The sequence below is a fragment of the Pseudomonas sp. S3_C06 genome (assembly GCF_054667675.1).
On sequence record NZ_CP162747.1, the window covers coordinates 5,643,296 to 5,664,266 of the forward strand.

At 60.0% G+C, this 20,971-nt stretch carries 12 protein-coding genes and 1 pseudogene; all 13 read left to right on the forward strand.

The genetic code is table 11. The annotated features are described in order from the left end of the window. Positions 1–11 precede the first annotated feature (11 nt). Positions 12–1,304, forward strand: coding sequence for a flagellar assembly peptidoglycan hydrolase FlgJ (flgJ, locus tag AB4N44_RS25105; RefSeq protein ID WP_127926293.1), 1,293 nt, complete (start codon positions 12–14; stop codon positions 1,302–1,304). Positions 1,305–1,328: 24 nt separating this feature from the next. Next, the gene (gene flgK / locus AB4N44_RS25110; RefSeq protein WP_460111561.1) at positions 1,329–3,374 is read left to right on the forward strand and encodes a flagellar hook-associated protein FlgK; all 2,046 of its coding nucleotides are present in this window, start codon (positions 1,329–1,331) and stop codon (positions 3,372–3,374) included. A 13-nt stretch (positions 3,375–3,387) separates the two neighbouring features. Next, positions 3,388–4,953 (forward strand): annotated as a pseudogene (locus AB4N44_RS25115) (flagellar hook-associated protein 3); the annotation flags it as partial. Between the two features lie 112 nt (positions 4,954–5,065). Then, positions 5,066–8,659 (forward strand): glycosyltransferase, encoded by a 3,594-nt coding sequence (locus AB4N44_RS25120; RefSeq protein WP_127926296.1) that lies wholly within the window; start codon positions 5,066–5,068, stop codon positions 8,657–8,659. Positions 8,660–8,892: 233 nt separating this feature from the next. Further along, on the forward strand, positions 8,893–10,881 hold the full coding sequence (locus AB4N44_RS25125; protein WP_460111559.1) for a calcium-binding protein: 1,989 nt from the start codon (positions 8,893–8,895) through the stop codon (positions 10,879–10,881). 813 nt (positions 10,882–11,694) lie between these two features. Further along, positions 11,695–12,468, forward strand: a complete 774-nt coding sequence (gene rfbF, locus AB4N44_RS25130) for a glucose-1-phosphate cytidylyltransferase (RefSeq protein WP_108226864.1) — start codon at positions 11,695–11,697, stop codon at positions 12,466–12,468. After that, positions 12,450–13,532 (forward strand): CDP-glucose 4,6-dehydratase, encoded by a 1,083-nt coding sequence (gene rfbG / locus AB4N44_RS25135; protein WP_127926298.1) that lies wholly within the window; start codon positions 12,450–12,452, stop codon positions 13,530–13,532. The genes rfbF and rfbG overlap by 19 nt, the downstream gene beginning before the upstream one ends. Further along, positions 13,529–14,089 (forward strand): dTDP-4-dehydrorhamnose 3,5-epimerase family protein, encoded by a 561-nt coding sequence (locus AB4N44_RS25140; RefSeq protein ID WP_093439614.1) that lies wholly within the window; start codon positions 13,529–13,531, stop codon positions 14,087–14,089. The genes rfbG and AB4N44_RS25140 overlap by 4 nt, the downstream gene beginning before the upstream one ends. Further along, entirely contained in the window at positions 14,086–15,312 is a 1,227-nt protein-coding gene (locus tag AB4N44_RS25145) for a methyltransferase domain-containing protein (protein WP_460111558.1), read from the forward strand. The genes AB4N44_RS25140 and AB4N44_RS25145 overlap by 4 nt, the downstream gene beginning before the upstream one ends. Further along, a complete protein-coding gene (locus tag AB4N44_RS25150) occupies positions 15,309–16,160 on the forward strand; it encodes an NAD-dependent epimerase/dehydratase family protein (protein WP_460111557.1) in 852 nt (283 codons plus the stop codon). The genes AB4N44_RS25145 and AB4N44_RS25150 overlap by 4 nt, the downstream gene beginning before the upstream one ends. Beyond that, positions 16,157–17,227 (forward strand): class I SAM-dependent methyltransferase, encoded by a 1,071-nt coding sequence (locus tag AB4N44_RS25155; RefSeq protein ID WP_150773763.1) that lies wholly within the window; start codon positions 16,157–16,159, stop codon positions 17,225–17,227. Before AB4N44_RS25150 ends, AB4N44_RS25155 begins: the two co-directional genes overlap by 4 nt. Positions 17,228–17,244: 17 nt before the next feature. Beyond that, positions 17,245–17,982, forward strand: coding sequence for a cephalosporin hydroxylase family protein (locus tag AB4N44_RS25160; RefSeq protein WP_093439633.1), 738 nt, complete (start codon positions 17,245–17,247; stop codon positions 17,980–17,982). 55 nt (positions 17,983–18,037) lie between these two features. Next, positions 18,038–20,953 (forward strand): TIGR00180 family glycosyltransferase, encoded by a 2,916-nt coding sequence (locus tag AB4N44_RS25165; RefSeq protein WP_127926302.1) that lies wholly within the window; start codon positions 18,038–18,040, stop codon positions 20,951–20,953. Positions 20,954–20,971: the final 18 nt, after the last annotated feature.

The window sequence follows — 20,971 nt, forward strand, 5'->3', positions numbered from 1 at the left end:
GGCCGACCCTTATGGATATGCGCAAAAGCGGTCTGGTCAGCAGCAGCGATTCGGGTTCCTACTCGGACCTCAATCGCCTGAACCAACTCAAGGTCGGCGACAAGAACAGCGATGCGAACCTGCGCAAAGTGGCGCAGGAATTCGAATCGCTGTTCCTTGGCGAAATGCTCAAGTCGATGCGCTCGGCCACTGAAGCGCTGGGCCAGGACAACCCGCTCAACACGCCGGCAGCCAAGCAGTATCAGGAAATGTACGACCAGCAACTGGCCGTTTCCATGTCCCGCGAGGGCGGTGGTATCGGTCTGGCCGACGTGCTGATGCGGCAGATGTCGAAGAACAAACCGCTGGCGCCGGGTGAGGCTGCGGCCGCGTCCGCCGCCAAGCAGGAAGAGGCCAAGGCGAAAGCTGCGGCCGTGGTCACACCGGTTGCCGCTGGCACCGTTGCTACCAACGGCCCGTTGTCGCGCCTCAATGGCGAGCGTCCGTTGTGGGCATCGCGTTCGGTGAGCGCGCCGAACACGCAACTGGCTCATCGCAATGACATGGAGCTGATCAATCAGCGTCGTCTGGCTCTGCCACCGAAACTGGCCGATCGTTTGCTCGCAGGCCTGGTGCCATCGGCTACGCCGGCAGCGGCCACGCAATTGCCGCAGCGCGCGACCACGGCTGCTACCACCGGCGCCGGCCCGCTGTACAACGGCGACTGGCTGGCACGTGCCGAGAGCGAAAAATCCGCTGGCGGGCAGATGCAGATCTACGGTCGCGCCATGGCGCAGATTCCGCTGGCGCCGGCGAAGAAAGCCTTCAGTTCCGCCGATGAATTCGTCAACACCATGCTGCCGATGGCCAAGGAAGCGGCCGACCGTATCGGCGTCGATCCGCGTTATCTGGTGGCGCAGGCGGCACTGGAAACCGGTTGGGGCAAATCGGTCATGCGCGCCCAGGATGGCAGCAGCAGCCACAACCTGTTCGGCATCAAGGCGAGCAGTAACTGGAAGGGCGATTCGGCCCGGGCGATCACCAGCGAGTTCCGCGATGGCGCGATGGTCAAGGAGACGGCCGAGTTCCGTTCCTACGCCTCGTACAAGGACAGCTTCCACGATCTGGTGACTTTGCTGCAGAGCAATAATCGCTATCAAGATGTCGTGAAGTCTGCCGATAACCCAGAACAGTTTGTACGCGAGTTGCAAAAGGCCGGTTACGCAACCGACCCCAACTACGCCAGCAAGATTTCGCAGATAGCCAAGCAGATGAACAGTTTCCAAAACTACGCTGCGGCGGGTGTATCCACCACGCCTTTATAAGGCACAAGGTATAAGGTCTGAACCATGAGTTTGCTCAATATCGGGATGTCGGGACTGTCGGCCAGCCAGTCCTCTCTGGCTACGACAGGCAACAACATTGCCAACGTCGACACCGCCGGTTATTCACGCCAGCAAACCGTGCAGGGCACCAAATCCTCGCAGCAGTACGGCACCGTGTTCATCGGCACGGGCACCACCCTGGCCGACGTGCGCCGGGTGTACAACTCGTACCTGGAAAGCCAACTGCACACGGCAACTTCGCTCGACAGCGAATCTGCCGCGTTTCTGGCTCAGGCCACACCGCTGGACTCGATGCTCTCAGACACCAACACCGGCCTGACCGGCGTGCTGCAGAAATTCTTCACCACGATGCAGGGCGTTTCGACCTCGGCGACCGATGACACTTCCCGTCAATCGGTGCTGACCGGCGCACAGGCGCTGACCAGTCGCTTCAACACCATCGCCAAGCAGCTCAACGACCAGAACACCACCATCAACGGCAGCCTTGGCGACATGGCAGCTCAGGTGAACAAGCTGGCCACCTCGATCGCCAACCTGAACCAGAAGATTGGCGAGATCTCCACCAGCGGTGGTGCGCCGAACGATCTGCTCGACAGCCGTAACGAAGCCGTACGTCAGTTGTCCGAGTTGACCGGCGCGCAGGTCGTCGAGCGTGGTACCAGTTTTGACGTGTATATCGGCAGCGGCCAGCCGCTGGTCATCGGTAACACCACCAACACGCTGAGCACCGTGCCGCTCAAGGATGATCCATCGCGCATGGGCATCCAGATGGATCGCGGTTCGAGCACCATCGACATCACCTCGGCGATGAGCGGTGGCGAAATCGGTGGCCTGCTGACCTATCGCAAAGAAGTCCTCGATCCATCGCTCAATGAGCTGGGCCGCGTAGCGCTGGTGATCGCTGATCAGGTCAACAGCCAGCAAGCCCAGGGCATCGACAAGAACGGTGACTTCGGCGCGGCGATTTTCAACAACATCAACAGTGCCGCGCTGGTCAGTTCGCGCAGCATCGCGCAGTCGGGCAACAGCACCGGTTCGGGTAACCTCGATGTCACCATCAAGGACACCGGCAAGCTGACCACCAGCGATTATCAAGTGACGTTCACCAGCGCCACTGACTACACCGTCAAGCGCTCCGACGGCACCGACCTGGGTGCCTTCAGCACCACGACCAATCCGCCACCAGTGATCGACGGTTTCACCCTCGCTCTCAAGGGTGGTGCGTTGAGCGCCGGTGACAGCTTCAAAATCACCCCGACCCGCAATGCGGCCGCGAGCATCCAGACGGTGCTCACCGATCCGAAGAAAATCGCCGCGGCCGGTCCGTTGACCGGTGTGGCCAGCGCCAACGGTCTGGGCACTTTCACCCAGCCGACGCTCTCCAGCAAGATCGATATCTACAACCCGACTGCCCAGGCTGACATGCAGGCGGCGCTGAAGAACTCGACGCCGGTCAAACTAGTGTTCGGTGCGGTTACCGGGGGCAGCCAGTCCTACACTTTTGTGGATGCCAAGGGCGGCCTCATCAGCAGCGGCACTATCGTTCCCGGTCAATCGAACACGCTGGAACTTAAGGTCGGTATCGTCGATGCCAGCGGCAACCCGGTGCTGGACACCAGCGTTACGCCGAACGTGCAGAAAACCTTCTCCGTACAGACCACCGTTGGCGGCACGCCAAAGTCGGGCGAAACCTTCACCATGAACCTGACCGGTGCGGCGTCTTCGGACAACCGCAACGCGCAATCGCTGGTGGCCCTGCAAACCAAGCAGACCATCGACACCGGTTCGGCCAGCAAGGGCATCAGCCTGACTGACGGCTACAACAAGCTGGTGACCAACGTCGGCACCAAGACCGCTCAAGGCAAGTCCGACAGCGCCGCCACCACGGCGATTCTGGATAACGCCAAAGGCGCCCGCGATTCGCTGTCCGGGGTCAACCTGGATGAAGAAACCGGCAACCTGGTCAAATATCAGCAGTACTACACAGCGTCTTCGCAGATCATCAAAGCTGCGCAGGAAACTTTCGCCACGCTGATCAACAGCCTTTAAGGAGTCGTAATTCATGCGCATTTCCACCGCCCAGTATTACGGCACGCAAGCGTCGGACTATCAGCGTAACTTCAACAAGGCTGTTGCCAGCGCCAGCGAGGCGAGCAGCCTGCAGCGCATTACCAATGCGTCCGATGATCCGATCGGTGCCGGGCGTTTGCTGCAATTGGGTCAGCAGGCGGCGATGCTGGATCAGTACAAGACCAACGTTGATACCACCAAAAGTGCGTTGACCGTGCAGGAGTCCACGCTGGATTCCATCACTACCGCATTGGCGCGCGCCAAGGAACTTGCCCTGGCGGCCAACAACGGTACGGCCACCGACAAGGACCGCCAGGCTTACGCATCGGAGCTGGGCCAGATCCAGCAACAAGTGCTGGGCCTGATGAACTCCAAGGATGCCGGCGGCAATTACCTGTTCTCCGGTTCGAAAACCGATACCGCACCGTACTCGCAGAATGCCGACGGCACCTACACCTACAACGGTGACCAGACCACGATCAATCTGGGCATCGGCGACGGTATGACGGTTGGCACCAACACCACCGGTTGGGCCGCTTTCCAGCAGACCATCAATACCGCGCGCACCAACGTCACCATGACGGCGCCGGCCGTGGACGATGGCCGCGTTGTGCTGTCCAACGGTACGGTCGGCACTGCCGCCACCTATGATTCCAAATTCACTGCCGGCCAGCCTTACACCGTCAGCTTCCTCAGCAGCACCCAGTTGAAAATCACTGATGCCCTGGGCAATGACGTGACCGCTGAAGCGAGCCAGAACGGTCTGGTCAGCAACAGCAGCGGCGCCAACCAGACGGTGAGCTTCCGTGGCGTCGACATGAAGTTGAATATCAACTTGAAGACCGGCGACACCAACCCGGACGCGGTGATTGCCGGCCACAGCTTCCAGTTGTCGACCGCGCCGGACTCGTTCACCACGACGCGCAGCCCGGGCAACCCGTCGACCGCGGTGATCACTGGCTCCAGCATTACCGACCAGGCGGCCTACACCGCGGCATTCCCGCAGGGCGGCGCCGTCCTCAAGTTCACCAGCGCCACCGCCTTCGATCTGTACGCAGCGCCGGTCACTGCCGACAGCAAACCCGTGTCCTCAGGCACTATCGTGGGTAACAACGCTACCGCGGCGGGCGTCACGTTCGCACTGGGCGCTGCCCCGGCTGCCGGTGATCAGTTTTCGATCCAGCCGAACGACCACCAGACCCAGAACGTGCTCGACACCCTGGGCCAGATGATCACGGCGTTGAACACTCCGATCGATGGTGATCCGGTGGCCAAGCAGAAATTCCAGGGCGCGATGGAGGCGGGTATCGGCAACATCGATGCGGCCAGCAATCAAATCGGCAGCGCAGTCACCGAGATCGGTGCCCGTGGTCAGGCTCTGGATATGCAAGCCATCACCAATGACAGCCTGAGCACCGCGAACACCACCACCCAAGGTTCGATCCGTGATTCGGATCCGGCCGAAGTGATGACTCGTCTGACCCTGCAGCAAACCATGTTGCAAGCCTCGCAACTGGCGTTCAGCAAGATCAGCCAGTTGGGTCTGTTCAACAAGATCTCGACCGTCAGCGGGCGTGTAAGCGCCCGTTTGGCCTGCCCCTCAGTTATGTTTTTTAGCGGTTTCAAGGGCTCGCTTTTCCGAGCGGGCTCGTACCGCCTGTGAGCCCGCCGTGAATTCACTTCCTCTTGTCAGCCTCGTCATTCCCGCCTTCAATCCGCGCTTCTTCGAGCGGGCATTGAACAGTGCTGTCAGCCAGACCTACGCGCACCTTGAAATCATTGTCTGTGACGACAGTCGTGGCCACGAGATCGAAGGGATTGTTATTGCCGTGGCCGAGCAGTCCGGCGTCGCCGTGCGTTATGTGCGCAATCCGCGCACCCTGGGCATGGTCGGCAACCTGAAGGCGTGCCTGGATCAGGCGCAGGGCGAACTCATCAAGTTCCTGTGTGACGACGACCACCTTTATGCGGCCTGCATCGAACAGCAGGCGCACGAGATGTTGCGCGAAGAAGTCAGCCTGGTGCTGGCCCAGCGACTGTTCTGGGATGCCAACGACATCATCCTGCCGGCGCGCCTGGAAAACACCTCGTTGTCGCCCCACAGCGGTCTGTTCAAGGGGGACGACCTGCTGGGCATTTTTGAAAAATTCCCGGTCAATGTGCTGGGCGGTTTCACCAACGCTTTGTTTCGACGTGCGGATCTCGTCGAGCTGTTGCCGGCTCTGACTCAGGATGGGCACTGTTTTGTCGCGACCCTGGATTTCGCCCTGTACGTCTGTCTGATGCGGCGCGGCAATCTGGCGGTATCCAACAATGTGCTCAGTGCCGAGCGGCTCTACCCGGAGCGTCTGAGCGCACAGCAACCAATGAAAGATGCGGTTGAGGTCGAGCGCGAGTGGATTCTGCAAATGCTCAAGGCTCGCAGTGGTGAGTCCGCGCCGGCGCCGGGCTGGGTGCGCTATATCCCGCTGACCAAGGCTGACGAGTCGCCGCGAGTCTGGGAGGAGCTGCCGCTCAGCCGTACGCTCGGCACCAAGCAGAGTCGCCAGGAGTGGTGTGTCGGTATCGATAGCTGGAGCTTCGCCGAACTCTATGCACACTGGCTGCAATGCCGCAGTCTCAGCGAGGGGCAACGCAAGTTGCTGCCAGAAACCCTGGCCGCCTGGCCGCAGCAGCCGCGAATCGTGCCGATCATCATTGATGCCCAAGGCAGTCGCGATGGCGTTGAACGCACGCTGCAAGCGCTCGCAGCCCAGGACTATCCGCCGGAGCTGATTCTGCTGTTGTCTGCGGACTGTACCGAGGCGACGCTGGACGGGCGGGTGTTCCGCATGCCGTTGCAGGATGACGGGTTGGCACAGATCAACACTCTGTTACCGCAACTCGAAGGTGCCGACTGGTTCTACCTGTTGCAGGCCGGTGATCGTCTGGTGGTGCCGGCCTTGCTGGTCATGGCTGATCGAATAGCGCATTCGCCCTCGCTGAGTTGCGTGTACAGCGATGAAGGCAGCCTGCGCGATGGCGAATCGGCAGAGCCCGCCTTCAAACCGGATTTCAACCTCGACCTCATGCGCAGTTATCCATACGTCGGGCGTGCCTTGGCGTTCAAGCGCGAACGCTTCCTGGTGCTCGGTGGATTCGACGCGACGTTCGCCGAACTGGCGCCCCATGACATGCTGTGGCGTATGGTCGAAAGCGACGGTACACAGGTGATCGGGCATGTCGCCGAAGTCTTGCTCGAGTCGCCATTCGATCTGTCCGGGTGGCTGGCCGAACCAGCGGTGATCGAACAAAACCCACGGGTGATTGAAGCACACCTGCAACGTCTGGGGATTGCCCACGAAATACGCCGTGGCAGTTGCGAATTGCTCAATCGTATCGACTACCAGCATGGCCGGCGTCCGCGGGTGTCGATCATCATCGTAACTCGCGATCAGACGGCTGCCTTGCAGCGCTGTGTCGAGACCGTGCTGGAGAAAACCGCTTACTCCGAATACGAGCTGTTGCTGGTCGACAACGGCAGTGAAAGCGCCGAGGCGCTGGCATGGCTGGATGGTATGGCGCAGTTGGGCGGTGAGCGGATTCGCGTTCTGAGTTACCCGCAGCATGACAACATGGCGGCCCTGCATAACTTTGCCGTGACACAGGCCCGTGGCGAGTATGTGCTGTTGCTCAATACCTTCGCGGTGATCACCCACACCGACTGGCTGGACGAGCTGCTCAATCAAGCGCAGCGCCCGGAAGTCGGCGTGGTCGGCGCCAAGTTGTTCAACCCGGATGGTTACGTGTTGCACGCCGGCATGATTCTCGGCCTGCAAGGGGCGGTCGGGTTGCCGTTTTATGGGCAGTCGCTGCAGTCCGACGGCTACATGTTCCGGTTGCAGGCTGCCCAAGACCTGAGTGCCGTCGGCGGTGATTGCGTGATGGTACGCAAGGCTGTTTTCGAGTCTGTCGCAGGGCTCGACGAGCAGGATTTGAAACAGGCGCTGAATGTCGTCGACCTGTGCTTGCGCATCGGTCAGGAAGGTTATCTGGTGGTGTGGACGCCCTATGCCTTGCTGGCTCAGGGCGCGCGGCCAACCGTCGGGGCGACCGCCGAAGAAGGCCAGCAGCACATGCACGAGCAGGAGACCTTCTACAAACGCTGGTTGCCGCGCATTGCCCGTGATCCGGCGTTCAACGTCAACTTGTCATTGCAGGGTATCGGTGCAACGAGCTTCAGTCTGGAGCCGGGCCTGCGCACCGGTTGGACGGCGTTTTCCCGCCCGCAACTGCCCAACGTACTCGCGGTGCCAATCAACGCTTCTGCGATTGGCCACTACCGCATGAGTCAGCCGCTGATCGAGCTGGAAGCGGCCAACCGCGCCGAAGGGTGTATTCGTTACGGCTTGCCGTCGCTCATTGAAATCGAGCGTCAGTCGCCGGACGTCATCGTCTTGCAAGGGCGCTACTCGCAAGGTGCCATCGATGAAATTCCACCGCTGAAGAAGTTCTGCCATGCCCGGCGAATATTCGAGCTGGATGACTATGTGATCGATGTTCCGCATCGTAATGCCCATATCCGCAACATGCCCAACAAGCACGAGATGGAGCGCATGGTGCGCCAGGCGATCGGTTTGTGCGATCGCGTGGTGGTGTCGACCCAGCCACTGGCCAATGCGCTGTCGGATATGCACCACGACATACGCGTCGTGCCCAACATGCTTGCCCAGAACCTCTGGACCGGCCTGCGCAGCCTGCGTCGTACTTCGAAAAAACCGCGTGTCGGTTGGGGCGGCGGTACCAGTCACCACGGCGACCTGGCAGTGATTGCCGATGTCGTGCGTGAGCTGGCCAATGAAGTCGACTGGGTGTTTTTCGGCATGTGTCCGGATGATCTGCGGCCGTACATGCACGAATTTCACGGGGTGATTGCGCTGGACGTCTATCCGGCGAAACTGGCCAGCCTCAACCTTGACCTGGCGCTGGCACCGCTGGAGTTCCACATCTTCAACGACTGCAAGAGCAATCTGCGCTTGCTGGAGTACGGCGCCTGCGGTTACCCGGTGATTTGCACCGACACCGAAGCCTATCAAGGCTACCTGCCGTGTACGCGGGTCAAGACCAACAGCACGGATGAGTGGCTGCAAGCGATCCGCATGCACCTGGCTGACCCGGACGCCAGCTATCGCATGGGCGATGATTTGCGCGAAGTGGTGATGCGCGATTACGTGTTGCGCGGTGACAACTTGCGTTACTGGGAGAATGGCTGGCTCGCCGATTGACCGAGCCACGCATGATCTACGGAAAAACAGGCGACCTGGCAATCGCCTGTTTTTTTTTGCTCTGAAAACCTTACTAGCATCCTTCTCGATACATTTTTGTACCGAGGCTCAAGCTTCGCCTGCTGGTAGTCGATACCTTTTTATTCGTTCATCCATCAGGCAGGGATTGCACGCTTGAACGGTCTCTCTCTGCCGACAGAACCGCTTTCAACAACAACGCAAGGAAGACGCAAATGTCAGTAGTGAATGGAACGAGTGAAGCGGATGTCCTCTTGGGCACCGACGATAATGACGAACTCTATGGACTGGAGTCGGATGATGTACTGATCGGCAGTGCAGGTTCTGATGTGCTGGATGGCGGAGAAGGGTTCGACACGGCGACCTATTACGCGATGTCGTCGGGTGTCAGTGTCGAGTTCGGCAAAGATGCCACGACTGTCGCAGGGGCTGAAGGCAAGGTCGACACCCTCATCGGTGTCGAGAAAGTCTTCGGTACGTTCCACAACGATACGTTTACCAGTTCGGTCGGCGGTGTGACGTTCGAGGGTAGCGTCGGGGATGATCTGTACATCGTCGACAGTGAGGGTGTGACAATTGTCGAGGAAGACAACGGGGGTTTTGACGAACTGCGCACCAGCCTCAACACCTTCAAGATGGACCCGTTCATTGAAAAGCTGACCTTCACCGGCACCGGCGATTTCAAGGCTTACGGCAATGCCAGTGACAACGAAATCATTGGCGGTGCCGGTAACGACTGGCTGTGGGGCGGGGATGGTGCCGATCACTTCGTTGGTGGTGATGGCTACGATACGGTCAGCTACAGCGACAGCCTTGAGGGCGTGAGAGTCGAAGACTTTGCCAACTTTGACGGGCTGACCATTGCCTACGGTGACACCTTCACCGGCATTGAAGCGTTGCAGGGTTCGGGCTTCGATGATGTGATTTATCGTCACAAAGACTTTATGAGCATCGATGGTAGTGACGGCCATGACACCGTGAGTTATCGCTACGCTTTCGATCCGGTCAATGTTTTGATCGGCGGCGGTGTCAATGCGGCGGGCGACACACTGATGAATGTGGAAGAGGTTATTGGTTCCACCGATGCCGACCACTTCACCGTGAACACCAGTGGTGTGGTCGTCGCTGGCGGTGGCGGTGACGATGTCTACACGATCAACAGCGCCGGCGTGACCATCGAGGAAATCGAAGGCTACATGGGCGGTACCGATCACGTGTTCACCAGCCTGTCCGAGTTGAGACTGAGTGCGTTCGTTGAAAACCTGACCTATACCGGCAGCGCTGACTTCGTTGGCTACGGCAATGACGAGAACAACACCATCGTCGCCGGCGCCGGCAATGATGTGCTGTTGGGCGGTGCGGGTGCCGATAACTTTGAGGGTGGCGCTGGTATCGACATCGTCAGCTATGACGACAGTAGCGAAGGCTTGAGCGCTTCGCTGAAATGGGGCGTGCAGAGTGGTATTGCGTTCCACGATGTTTACATCGATATCGAAGGCTTGCGTGGTAGCCAGTTCAATGACGTTCTTGAGGGCGACTGGGGCGATAACATTCTTGAAGGCGGCGCGGGCGACGACCAGATTCAGGGTGGCGATGGCAACGATCACCTCTATGGTGGCCTGGCCTCCGGTCTCGATGTCGCCGGTCAGTCCGACAGCCTGTCGGGTGGCGCCGGTGATGACGTTATCGTTGGTGCGGTCAATGATCTGTTCACCTGGGCCAGTGGTGACGATGGCAATGACAGCATCACGCTGGGGCGAGGGTTTGCTTTCGGCGGCGAGGGTAATGACGTGCTCACCGGCACTGGCAGCGACTACATGCTGCAGGGCGATGGGGGGAATGATGTGTTGATTCTTAACCTTGCCGGTCAGTCGAATTCCGGAGGCAGTGCGTATGGCGGTCAGGGCGATGACACCTACGTGGTCAACACCACCGGGCTGGTGACGATTCAGGATGAGGGCTGGGATCTGAACGACACCCTGATCCTCAACACGATCGCCAATGCCAGCCAGTTGAACGTCACCCGCATCGGTGATGACGCTTATCTGCACAGTGCCAATGACGGCAGCACTGGTGTGCCGGACAACGGCGTGAAACTGGCGGGCTGGTACGCCGGGTTCAACAACATCGAGCACCTTCAGACTGCCGATGGTCAGGTTTTTGAGGTGCCGGTTAGTGGTGATGGGTTTGCCATGTTTGGGTAGTCGTTTGCATTGTTGATCTGGCTTGTGGAACGGGATGAATCTTTGGGTTCATCCCTTTTTTTGTCTGGGGCTTGGCGGCCTTTGGGCTGACCATGCTCTTGGGGGTTTGGGGGTGTATCCGTTGCTGTGGGTGTTGCTGATCAGGGTTCCGCCCTTACGGCGGGTCACTTTTTCCAGACGCCGAAAAAGTAACCAAAAAGGCTTGCTCCTGCGTGCGGCCCGCTCGCTGGGGCTCGGGGTTCCTTCGCTCCGGGATCAATCCGGGCGCAGCGCCTACGGTTTGCTTCGCTGCACCTCCTCTCGCTGTGTTTGGCTGCGCCAAACGGTCGCTGCGCTCCCACGCCCGGATCAATCCCTCCACTCAGCCTTCCGACGTCGCCCGTGGGTCAAGATCAAGAGCAGGCGAGCTGACACTCGGCCTATTGAGTGGTGAAGAGCGTGGGTGTACGGCTTTTGATTTGCGTTGTTGCTGCCCCTCACCCCAGCCCTCTCCCGAGGGAGAGGGAGAGGGAGAGGGAGAGGGAGAGGGAGAGGGAGCCGATTTTTGGGCTTTTCAACGCTTGAGTTCGACTCGGTATCGCACGTCGGCGTACTTCTCCCGAACTCTTCGGTCAGTCCCCTCTCCCTTTGGGAGAGGGTTAGGGTGAGGGGCTTGTGGAGCTGGCGCGTTTCCTGCAAGTCCCCTGTAAATCGCCATAAAACGAGCGCTCGCGGTCACTCCAGCGGCGCACGGATCGGCAAAAGGTTTAGCCAGAAGGCCCGCAAAGCTCAAGAAAGCGGCGCGCAGCCCGGTGAAGAACAAGAGGGGAGACGATGAAGGCAGTTATTTTGGCGGGTGGCCTCGGCACGCGCATCAGTGAAGAGTCGCACCTCAAGCCCAAGCCGATGATCGAGATCGGCGGCAAGCCAATTCTCTGGCACATCATGAAGCAGTATTCCGCCCACGGGATTCATGACTTCGTGATCTGCCTCGGCTACAAGGGCTATGCGATCAAGGACTTCTTCGCCAACTACTTCCTGCACACCTCCGACGTCACCTTCAACATGCGCGAGAACCGCATGGATGTGCACCAGAATTACAGCGAGCCGTGGAGCGTCACGCTCATCGACACCGGTGAGGAAACCATGACCGGTGGCCGGCTGCTGCGGGCCGGCCGTTATCTGAAAGATGAAGAGGCGTTCTGCTTCACCTACGGCGATGGCGTTTCCGACATCAACATCGCTCAGCTTGTGGATTACCACAAAGCCCACGGTCGTCTGGCGACCGTCACCGCTGTGCAACCGCCGGGTCGTTACGGCGCGCTTGAGCGTCAAGGCGATCAAGTGCTGGGCTTTACCGAAAAACCTCGCGGTGACGGTGGCTGGATCAACGGTGGCTTCTTCGTGCTCTCGCCAAAAGTGCTGCCGTACATCGCCGATGACGCTACCACTTGGGAAGCCGAGCCGCTGGCGCGTCTGGCGGCCGACGAACAGTTGAAAGCCTTTGAGCACGAAGGCTTCTGGCACCCGATGGACACCTTGCGCGACAAGAACCATCTCGAAGCCCTGTGGCAGAGCGGGGAGGCCCCATGGAAGCAATGGGCCTGAGTGCGGATTTCTGGCGCGGCAAACGCGTTCTCGTCACCGGACATACCGGTTTCAAAGGCAGTTGGCTGACCCTGTGGCTGCAAAGCCTCGGCGCGCAAGTCAGCGGCTTTTCCCTTGAGCCGTCGACCGAGCCGAGCCTGTTCGAGCTGGCGCGGGTGCACGAAGGCATCAACGATCAGCGCGGTGATTTGCGTGATCTGGGCGCCTTGCTGGAAATCATCGCCGAAACCGAGCCGGAGATCGTGCTGCACCTGGCCGCTCAGCCGCTGGTGCGCGAAGGCTATCGCGATCCGCTCGGCACTTACTCCAGCAACGTCATGGGCACGCTGAACCTGCTCGAAGCGATTCGTCAGGTCGGTTGCGTGCGCGCCTGTGTGCTGGTGACCACCGACAAGGTCTACGCCAACAAGGAATGGCTCTGGCCGTACCGCGAAGACGAAGCCCTCGGTGGCCACGATCCTTACAGCAGCAGCAAGGCCTGCTGTGAACTGCTCGCGCAATCCTATGCCGCGTCGTTCTTCCCGGCCGACAAGTACGCTGAACACGGTCTGGCCCTGGCCACTGCGCGTGCCGGTAACGTCCTCGGCGGCGGTGATTTTGCCCCTGAGCGACTGATTCCCGACGTGCTCAAAGCCTGGACCGCCGACGAACCGGTGACCCTGCGCTATCCGCAAGCCGTACGTCCGTGGCAGCACGCGCTGGAGCCGTTGGCCGGTTACCTGCAACTGGCCGCCGGCCTCTACGAACAAGGGCCGGAATATGCCGGGGCGTGGAACTTCGGCCCGGGCGAAGCGGACATGTGCAGCGTTGGCGAAGTCGTCGAATTGCTCGCCAGCCGCTGGCCGCAGGCGCGCGGTCTGCGCATCGAAAAAAGCGAACTGCACGAGGCCGGCCTGCTGCGTCTGGACAGCAGCCGCGCCCGCCAGGTACTCGGCTGGCAGCCGCGCTGGACCTTGCAGCAGTGCCTGACCCAGACCCTCGACTGGCACCTGGCCTGGCAGAACGGCGATGACATGCGCAGCGTCACCCTCGGCCAATTGAACCTGTATCGAGGCGCGCTGTGAGTGAGTTTTCTCTGAAAGCGTTGCCGCTGGCCGGATTGTTCAGCGTCCAGCACAAACGTTTCGAAGATCAGCGCGGGCACTTCGCACGGCTGTTTTGCGAAGGCAGCCTGAGTGCGTTCGGCAGTGAATTCCATATCCGTCAGATCAACCATTCCTGCACCCGCGAGAAGGGCAGTGTGCGCGGTCTGCATTATCAGAACGCCAACGCGCCGGAAGCCAAACTGATCACCTGCCTTCGCGGTGAAGTGTGGGACGTGGCGGTGGACCTGCGTCCGGATTCCGAAACGTTTCTGCACTGGCACGCCGAGCATCTGAAGGCCGGTGATGGCCGCAGCTTGTTAATCCCGGCTGGCTTCGCCCACGGTTTCCAGACCCTGACTGAAGACGCCGAATTGCTCTATCTGCACAGCGCCGATTACGCGCCGGAGCACGAGGGCGGTCTGTCGGTGAACGACCCACGGCTGGCGATTGCCTGGCCGTTGCCTGTCAATAATTTGTCAGCGCGTGATTCCAGCCATCCCGCGCTCGATCAACACTTTGCTGGAGTGCGTCTATGAACTGCCGTGGGTGCGCCGCACCGCTGAGCCTGCCGCTGATCGACCTCGGCACCTCGCCGCCGTCCAATGCCTACGTGCATGCCGATCGCCTGGAGCAGGCCGAGCAATGGGTGCCGTTGAAGGTCGCCGTGTGCCAGCAATGCTGGCTGGTACAGACCGAGGATTACACCAGCGCCGATAGCCTGTTCGACGCCGAGTACGCCTACTTCAGTTCGTTCTCCAGCACCTGGCTGGCCCATGCCGAGCGTTATGTCGCCGAGATGGTCGAGCGCTTCGGCCTGAGCGCTGACAGCCGCGTGGTGGAAATCGCCGCCAACGACGGTTACTTGCTGCAGTACGTGGCCGGTCGCGGCATTCCGTGCCTGGGCGTTGAGCCGACGCGCAGCACCGCACAAGCGGCGCGGGAAAAAGGCCTGGAAATCCGCGAACTGTTCTTCGGTCGCGACACTGCTGCGCAATTGAAAAGCGACGGCTGGGGCGCCGATCTGATGGCGGCCAACAACGTGCTCGCGCATGTGCCGGACATCAATGATTTCCTCGGTGGTTTCGCGACGTTGCTCAAGCCAACCGGCGTGGCCACCTTCGAATTCCCGCAACTGCTGACACTGATGGCTGGCGCGCAGTTCGACACGCTCTATCACGAGCACTATTCCTATCTGTCGCTGACCGCCGTGCAGGCCCTGTGCGAGCGCAATGGTCTGGAAGTGTTCGACGTCAGCCAACTGGCCACCCACGGCGGTTCGCTGCGCGTGTTCGTGCAGCGCAAGGACGGCCAGCGCCGAGCGGTTCAACCTGCGGTGCAACAACAGTTGCAAGCCGAACTGGATGCCGGGGTGAAAACCGCTGAGTACTACGCCACCCTCGCGCCTGCCGCTGAACGCATCAAGCATGAACTGTTGCGTTTCCTGTTGCAGGCCAAGGCTGACGGTAAACGTGTGGTCGGTTATGGCGCGGCGGCCAAAGGCAACACCTTGCTCAATTACGCCGGGGTCAAACCGGACCTGCTGGCCTGGGTCGCCGATGCCAATCCGCACAAGCAGGGCAAGTTCCTGCCGGGTAGCCGCATTCCGATTGTGGCGCCGGCGCAGATTGATCTCGAAAGACCGGATTACGTGCTGGTGCTGCCGTGGAACCTGCTGCACGAAGTCAGCCAGCAACTGGCGCAAGTGCGTCAGTGGGACGGCCGCTTCGTGATCGCCGTGCCTGAGTTGAAAGTGCTGTGAAGGTTCTGGTCACTGGCGCCACAGGGTTTGTCGGTCGGCATCTGGTCGCAGCATTGCTTGCACGCGGCTGCGATGTTCGCGCCGCGGCGCGTAATGCGGAAACCGCGCAAGGCATGCCGTGGATCAACGACGTCGAGTTCATCGCCGCGGATATTCACGCCGCCGATCTCGATATCCACGCGTTGACCGATGGCATCGACGCGCTGGCGCATCTGGCCTGGCCGGGCTTGCCGAACTACCGGGCGCTGTTCCATTTCGAACACAACCTGATGGCCGATTACCGCTTTATCAAAAGCGCGGTCGAGGCGGGCGTGCAGCAGGTGCTGGTCACCGGCACCTGTTTCGAATACGGCCTGCAAAGCGGCCCACTCAGTGAAAACACCGAGCCGAAGCCGAGCAATCCTTACGGTCTGGCCAAGCACACGCTGCACCTGTTTTTGCAAAATCTGCAGCAGGAGCATCCGTTTACTTTGCAGTGGACGCGCTTGTTCTATCTGCATGGCGAAGGGCAAAACCCCAACAGTCTGTTGGCCGCACTGGACCGGGCGATCGATGCCGGTGAAGCGTCGTTCAACATGTCCGCCGGTGAGCAGTTGCGCGATTTTCTGCCGATTGAACGCGCTGCCGGTTACCTCGCCGCGATCCTGCAAAAAACCGACTTCAACGGCGTGATCAATTGCGCCAGCGGCCAACCGGTGTCCGTGCGTGCGTTGGTCGAACAACGCCTGCGCGAACGCGACGTGTCGCTGCATCTGAACCTCGGCCACTACCCATACCCAACCCACGAACCGCTGGCGTTCTGGGCGGTGAGCGAGCGTTTGCAACAGTTACTGGGAGAGCCGCAATGAAGCACGAGTTGTATCGGGTCACCGACCTGCCGGTGCTGCAGAACCGCACCTTTGCCGATGCCGCATCGGCACAGGCCTCGGCCAGTGCCGACATGCTGTTGGTGCAGGACGAGCGCAGCGGTTTGATCTACAACGCCGCGTTCGACGCCGACAAGCTCAGCTACGACGCCGATTACCAGAACGAGCAGGCGCATTCCGGCCAGTTCCAGAAGCATTTGAGTGACGTCGAAGGCATCATCGCCAAGCACTTCAAGGGTCAGGAACTGATCGAAGTCGGCTGCGGCAAGGGCTACTTTCTTGAGTTGCTCAAGGGCCTCGGTTATGCGATCACCGGCATCGATCCGGCTTACGAAGGCGAAAACGCCGACGTGATCAAGGCGCCGTTCACCCGTGGTCTCGGGCTCGCCGCAGACGCCATCGTGCTGCGCCATGTGCTGGAACATATTCAGGATCCGGTGAGCTTCCTCGCCGAAATCGCCAATGCCAATCAGGGCGGGCAGATCTACATCGAAGTGCCGTGCTTCGACTGGATTCTCGAGCACAAAGCCTGGTTCGACCTGTTCTACGAACACGTCAATTATTTCCGCCTCGATGACCTGCGGCGGATGTTCGGCACGGTGCACGAAGCCGGGCACCTGTTCGGTGGCCAATATCTGTACATCGTCGCTGACCTTGCGACGTTGCGCCTGACCCCGGAACAACCGGTGCCGCGCCTGACGCTGCCTGACGGTTTCACCGCCAGCCTCGATCGCGCCGTGCAGATCATTCAGTCCGCCCCCGAGCAGGGGTCCGCGATCTGGGGCGCCTCGTCCAAAGGCGTGATCTATTCGCTGTTCCTGCAACGCGCAGGTGTCGCAGTGGATCGCGTGGTGGATATCAACCCGGCCAAGCAGGGGCGTTATCTGCCGCTGAGCGGTGCCCGCGTTTCTTCACCGCAAGAGGCGATGGACGCGTTACCCGAAGGCGCCAACCTGTTTGTGATGAATTCCAATTACCTCGAAGAGATCAAGCGGATGACCGGTGGACGCTACGTCTATCACGCCGTCGACAGCGCTTCGTTTCAGTGACCCTTGAGATTATTAAAATGACCGACAACAGCATCAACCAAGCCTTCGAAGCCGAGTGCCGGGAACAGATTGCCCAGCAGGGTGACGACCAGAAACTCACCGGTCTGGCCCGCGATTTCTTCAATGAATCGGCCAAGCACAAATACAGCTACCACTTCTCGTGGATGGGCCGTCCGATCATCCAGTTGCCACAAGACATGATGGCCATGCAAGAGATCATCTGGCAGGTCAAACCGGATCTGGTCATCGAGTGCGGCATCGCCCACGGCGGTTCGATCATCTACTACGCCTCTTTGCTGGAACTGCAAGGCCACGGCGAAGTGCTGGGCATCGACCTCGACATTCGCCCGCACAACCGCGAGGCGATCGAAAGCCACCCGATGGCCAAGCGCATCAAGATGATCGAAGGTTCGAGCATCGACGCCGGCATTGCCGCCCAGGTGCAGGCTGCGGCCAAAGGCAAGAAAGTCATTCTGGTGCTCGACTCCAACCACACCCACGATCACGTCCTCGAAGAGCTGCGTCTGTACGCTCCACTGGTGTCGGTCGACAGCTACTGCGTGGTCATGGACACCGTGGTTGAAGACATGCCGGCCGATTTCTTCCCGGATCGTCCATGGGGCCCGGGCGACAACCCGAAAACCGCTGTGTGGAAATACCTGGAAGAGAATCAGGATTTCGAGATCGACCAGCAGTTGCAGAACAAGCTGCTGATCACCGTGGCGCCGGACGGCTATCTGCGTCGCGTCCGTTAATTCGCAACATCCCCAAAGCGTTATCTCGGCGAGTCGCCGGTTGTGGAGAGAAGTTATGCAAGGCAAGTACAGTTCTGAACTGACGCTACCGCTCAACGATCTGTTGACGGTGGTGCTGATTACTCACAATCGGCCGGCGTTTCTGCGCCGGGCGGTGAAGTATTACAGCAGCTTGCCCTGCAAAGTCATGGTGCTGGACTCCACATCGGAACGTCCCGAAGGCGATTTTTCCAGCGTCGATTATCACCATGTGCCGCAATTCGCTTATTGGGGCATGCAGGCCAAACTGGCCTATGGTGTGGAGCAACTGACCACGCCGTACATGGTGCTGGCGGCCGATGACGATTTCATCCTGCACGATTCGCTGGCCGAGTCCGTGGGTTTCCTGCACGCCAATCCGGATTACGGCATGTGTCACGGCTATTGCCTGATGTACCTGGCGTTGGCCGGTGGCGTCAGCTACTACCGTCGCGACAAGAAGGTCCAGGAAGACTACTGTGCCGACAAGGCTCAGGATCGGGTCGTCGATTACATGAGCCAGTACATTCCGCCGTTTTATGCGGTAACCCGTACTGATCTGATGAAGAGCTGGCATTCGGCGTTGCCGCCGGGCACCAATTTCCAGTGGCAGGAAATCGGTCACGTGTATTACCTGTTGGCCAGTGCCAAGGCGCGAATTCTGCCGATACCGTATGTGGTGCGTGAGATCAACTATGGTGCCTCCGAACACAGTACAGAGGTGTATCACTCGCTGACCTACGTCGACGCCAAATCCGTGGCCGAGCGTGAAGCGTTTGCAGAGTTCCTCGCCGCGTTGCCGACCGAAATCAAGGGTCTTGATACCGAGCAGGGCAAGGCGTTCGCCCTGCAAAGTTTCGAAGCGATGGTTGACAGCCTGCAATCGGGTCGGGCGCTGACGGCGGAACTGATCATCCAGTCCACCTGGAATCAGGAACTCAAGTATCCGGATCGCCGGTTCGGGCCGTTGCAGTACGTCGAAATGCCGTTCTACAACGAGGCGTTCTTCGACCGCTTGGCGCAGTTCGAATTCATGCTGCACGCCATGCCGGCGGGGCGTATTCAACTGGAAGGACTTGAGGGTATCTGGACCCGTCAGGCGCATTTGCTTCAGACGCGCAACAATGACACACCGGAAAGCGTGCTTGATCGTTTGTGGCAGGCCCATGACCTGAATGCGTTCAATCGCACGGTGGTCAAACGTCTCGCCGCTCAACTGGCGTCGATGGGCGAAGCTCAAGAAGCGCAAGACATGCAGGCATGGATCGAGCGTCTCGAAGCGTTGACCGTTGAAGATCATCATGCGGTCATGGACAAGATGCAGTCCGGTCGCTTGCTCAAGTGGCTGGCTGCGCGCCAGCCCGGCGGGCAGCAGGTCGAGGCGATCAGCCAACATCTGGCGCAGAATGGCGGTGGCCCGCAGTTCGGCATTTTCCTGCTGGATCTGGACGACGATATCGACAAGCTCCAGGTCTCTCTCGACAGTTTGCTGGAAGGGCAGTGCAAGGCCTTCCGGATTGTCGTGTTCACCACCGGCGAAGCGCCGGCCGCCACCACCGCGCAGAACACCTTGCACTTTGTTCGGGTGACACCGGGCAATCTGGTCGACAAGCTCAATCAGAGTGCGCGTCAGTCGCCGTGCGACTGGCTGCTGTTGGCTGAGGCCGGCGATGAGTTCACCGCCAGCGGCCTGTTGCGCGCCAGTCTGGAGCTGATGAACGCCGGCGATTGCCGTGCGGTGTCCACAGACGAAATCCAGCGCCAGGAAAACGGAGCACTGCTGGACGTGTTCCGTCCGGGCTTCAATCTTGACTTGTTGCTCAGCCTGCCATCCTTGATGGCGCGGCACTGGCTGGTGCGCCGCGATGCGCTGGTGGAGGTCGGCGGCTACCGCGCCGATTTCAACAAGGCGCTGGAACTCGATGTGCTGTTGCGCCTCATTGAAGAGCATGGTCTCAACAGCCTGGCTCACCTCGATGAGCCGTTGCTGATTACCGAGGCGCCGAAGCTGGTCGAGAACCCTGACGAGCGTCTCGCGCTGCTGCGTCATTTGGGTAATCGCGGCTACAAAGCCAAGGTCACTTCGGCGGTACCGGGGGTTTATCAGATCGACTACCACCACAGTGAACGCCCGCTGGTGTCGATCATTATTCCGGCGGGTGATGATCTGGCCGTGCTGCAACGCTGCGTCGAAGGTGTGCTGCTGCGCACCCGTTATCACCAATATGAAGTGCTGATCGCCGCCACGGCGGATCAGGTGGCTGAGGTCAATGACTGGCTTGGCACTTATCAGCATTCGAAAGTCCAGGTGCTGCGTACCGATCGGGCATTGAGCGAAACGGCCTTGTACAACGCGGCCAGCCGCCAGGTGCGGGGCGAGTATCTGGTGTTGTTGGCCGCCGATGCCGAAGTGGTCAATCCGAACTGGCTCGATTCTCTGCTCAATCATGCCCTGCGCCCGGAAGTCGGGGTGGTCGGCCCGAAACTGATCGACCGTGATCGCAAGATCAGCCAGGCCGGTCTGATCCTGGGCATGAACGGTGGTGTCGGTTCGGCCTTCGTCGGCGAAAAACACGATGCCGACGGTTATCTGCATCGCCTGGCGGTAGAACAGAATTATTCGGCGGTATCGAGCGTCTGCCTGATGGTGCGCAAAGATCTGTTCGACGCACTGGGCGGTCTCGACGACAGCACCTTCAACGACGGCTTCAGCGACGTCGATCTGTGCCTGAGCGCGGCTCAGGCCGGTTATCTGACAGTCTGGACGCCAGCGGTGCAGGTCATCCATCAGGGCGCGTTGCCGCAGGCACCGAAAGCGCTCGCGGCCCTGAAGGAAAAATGGGCAGCCGCTTTCGCCCAGGATCAGGCCTACAACGCCAACCTGAGTCTGGACGGCAAAGGTTTCGCGCTCAATGCCAGCGCTGCGCTGGACTGGCCACAGTTGCTTGCTTAAGCCTGCCGGACAGGGAAG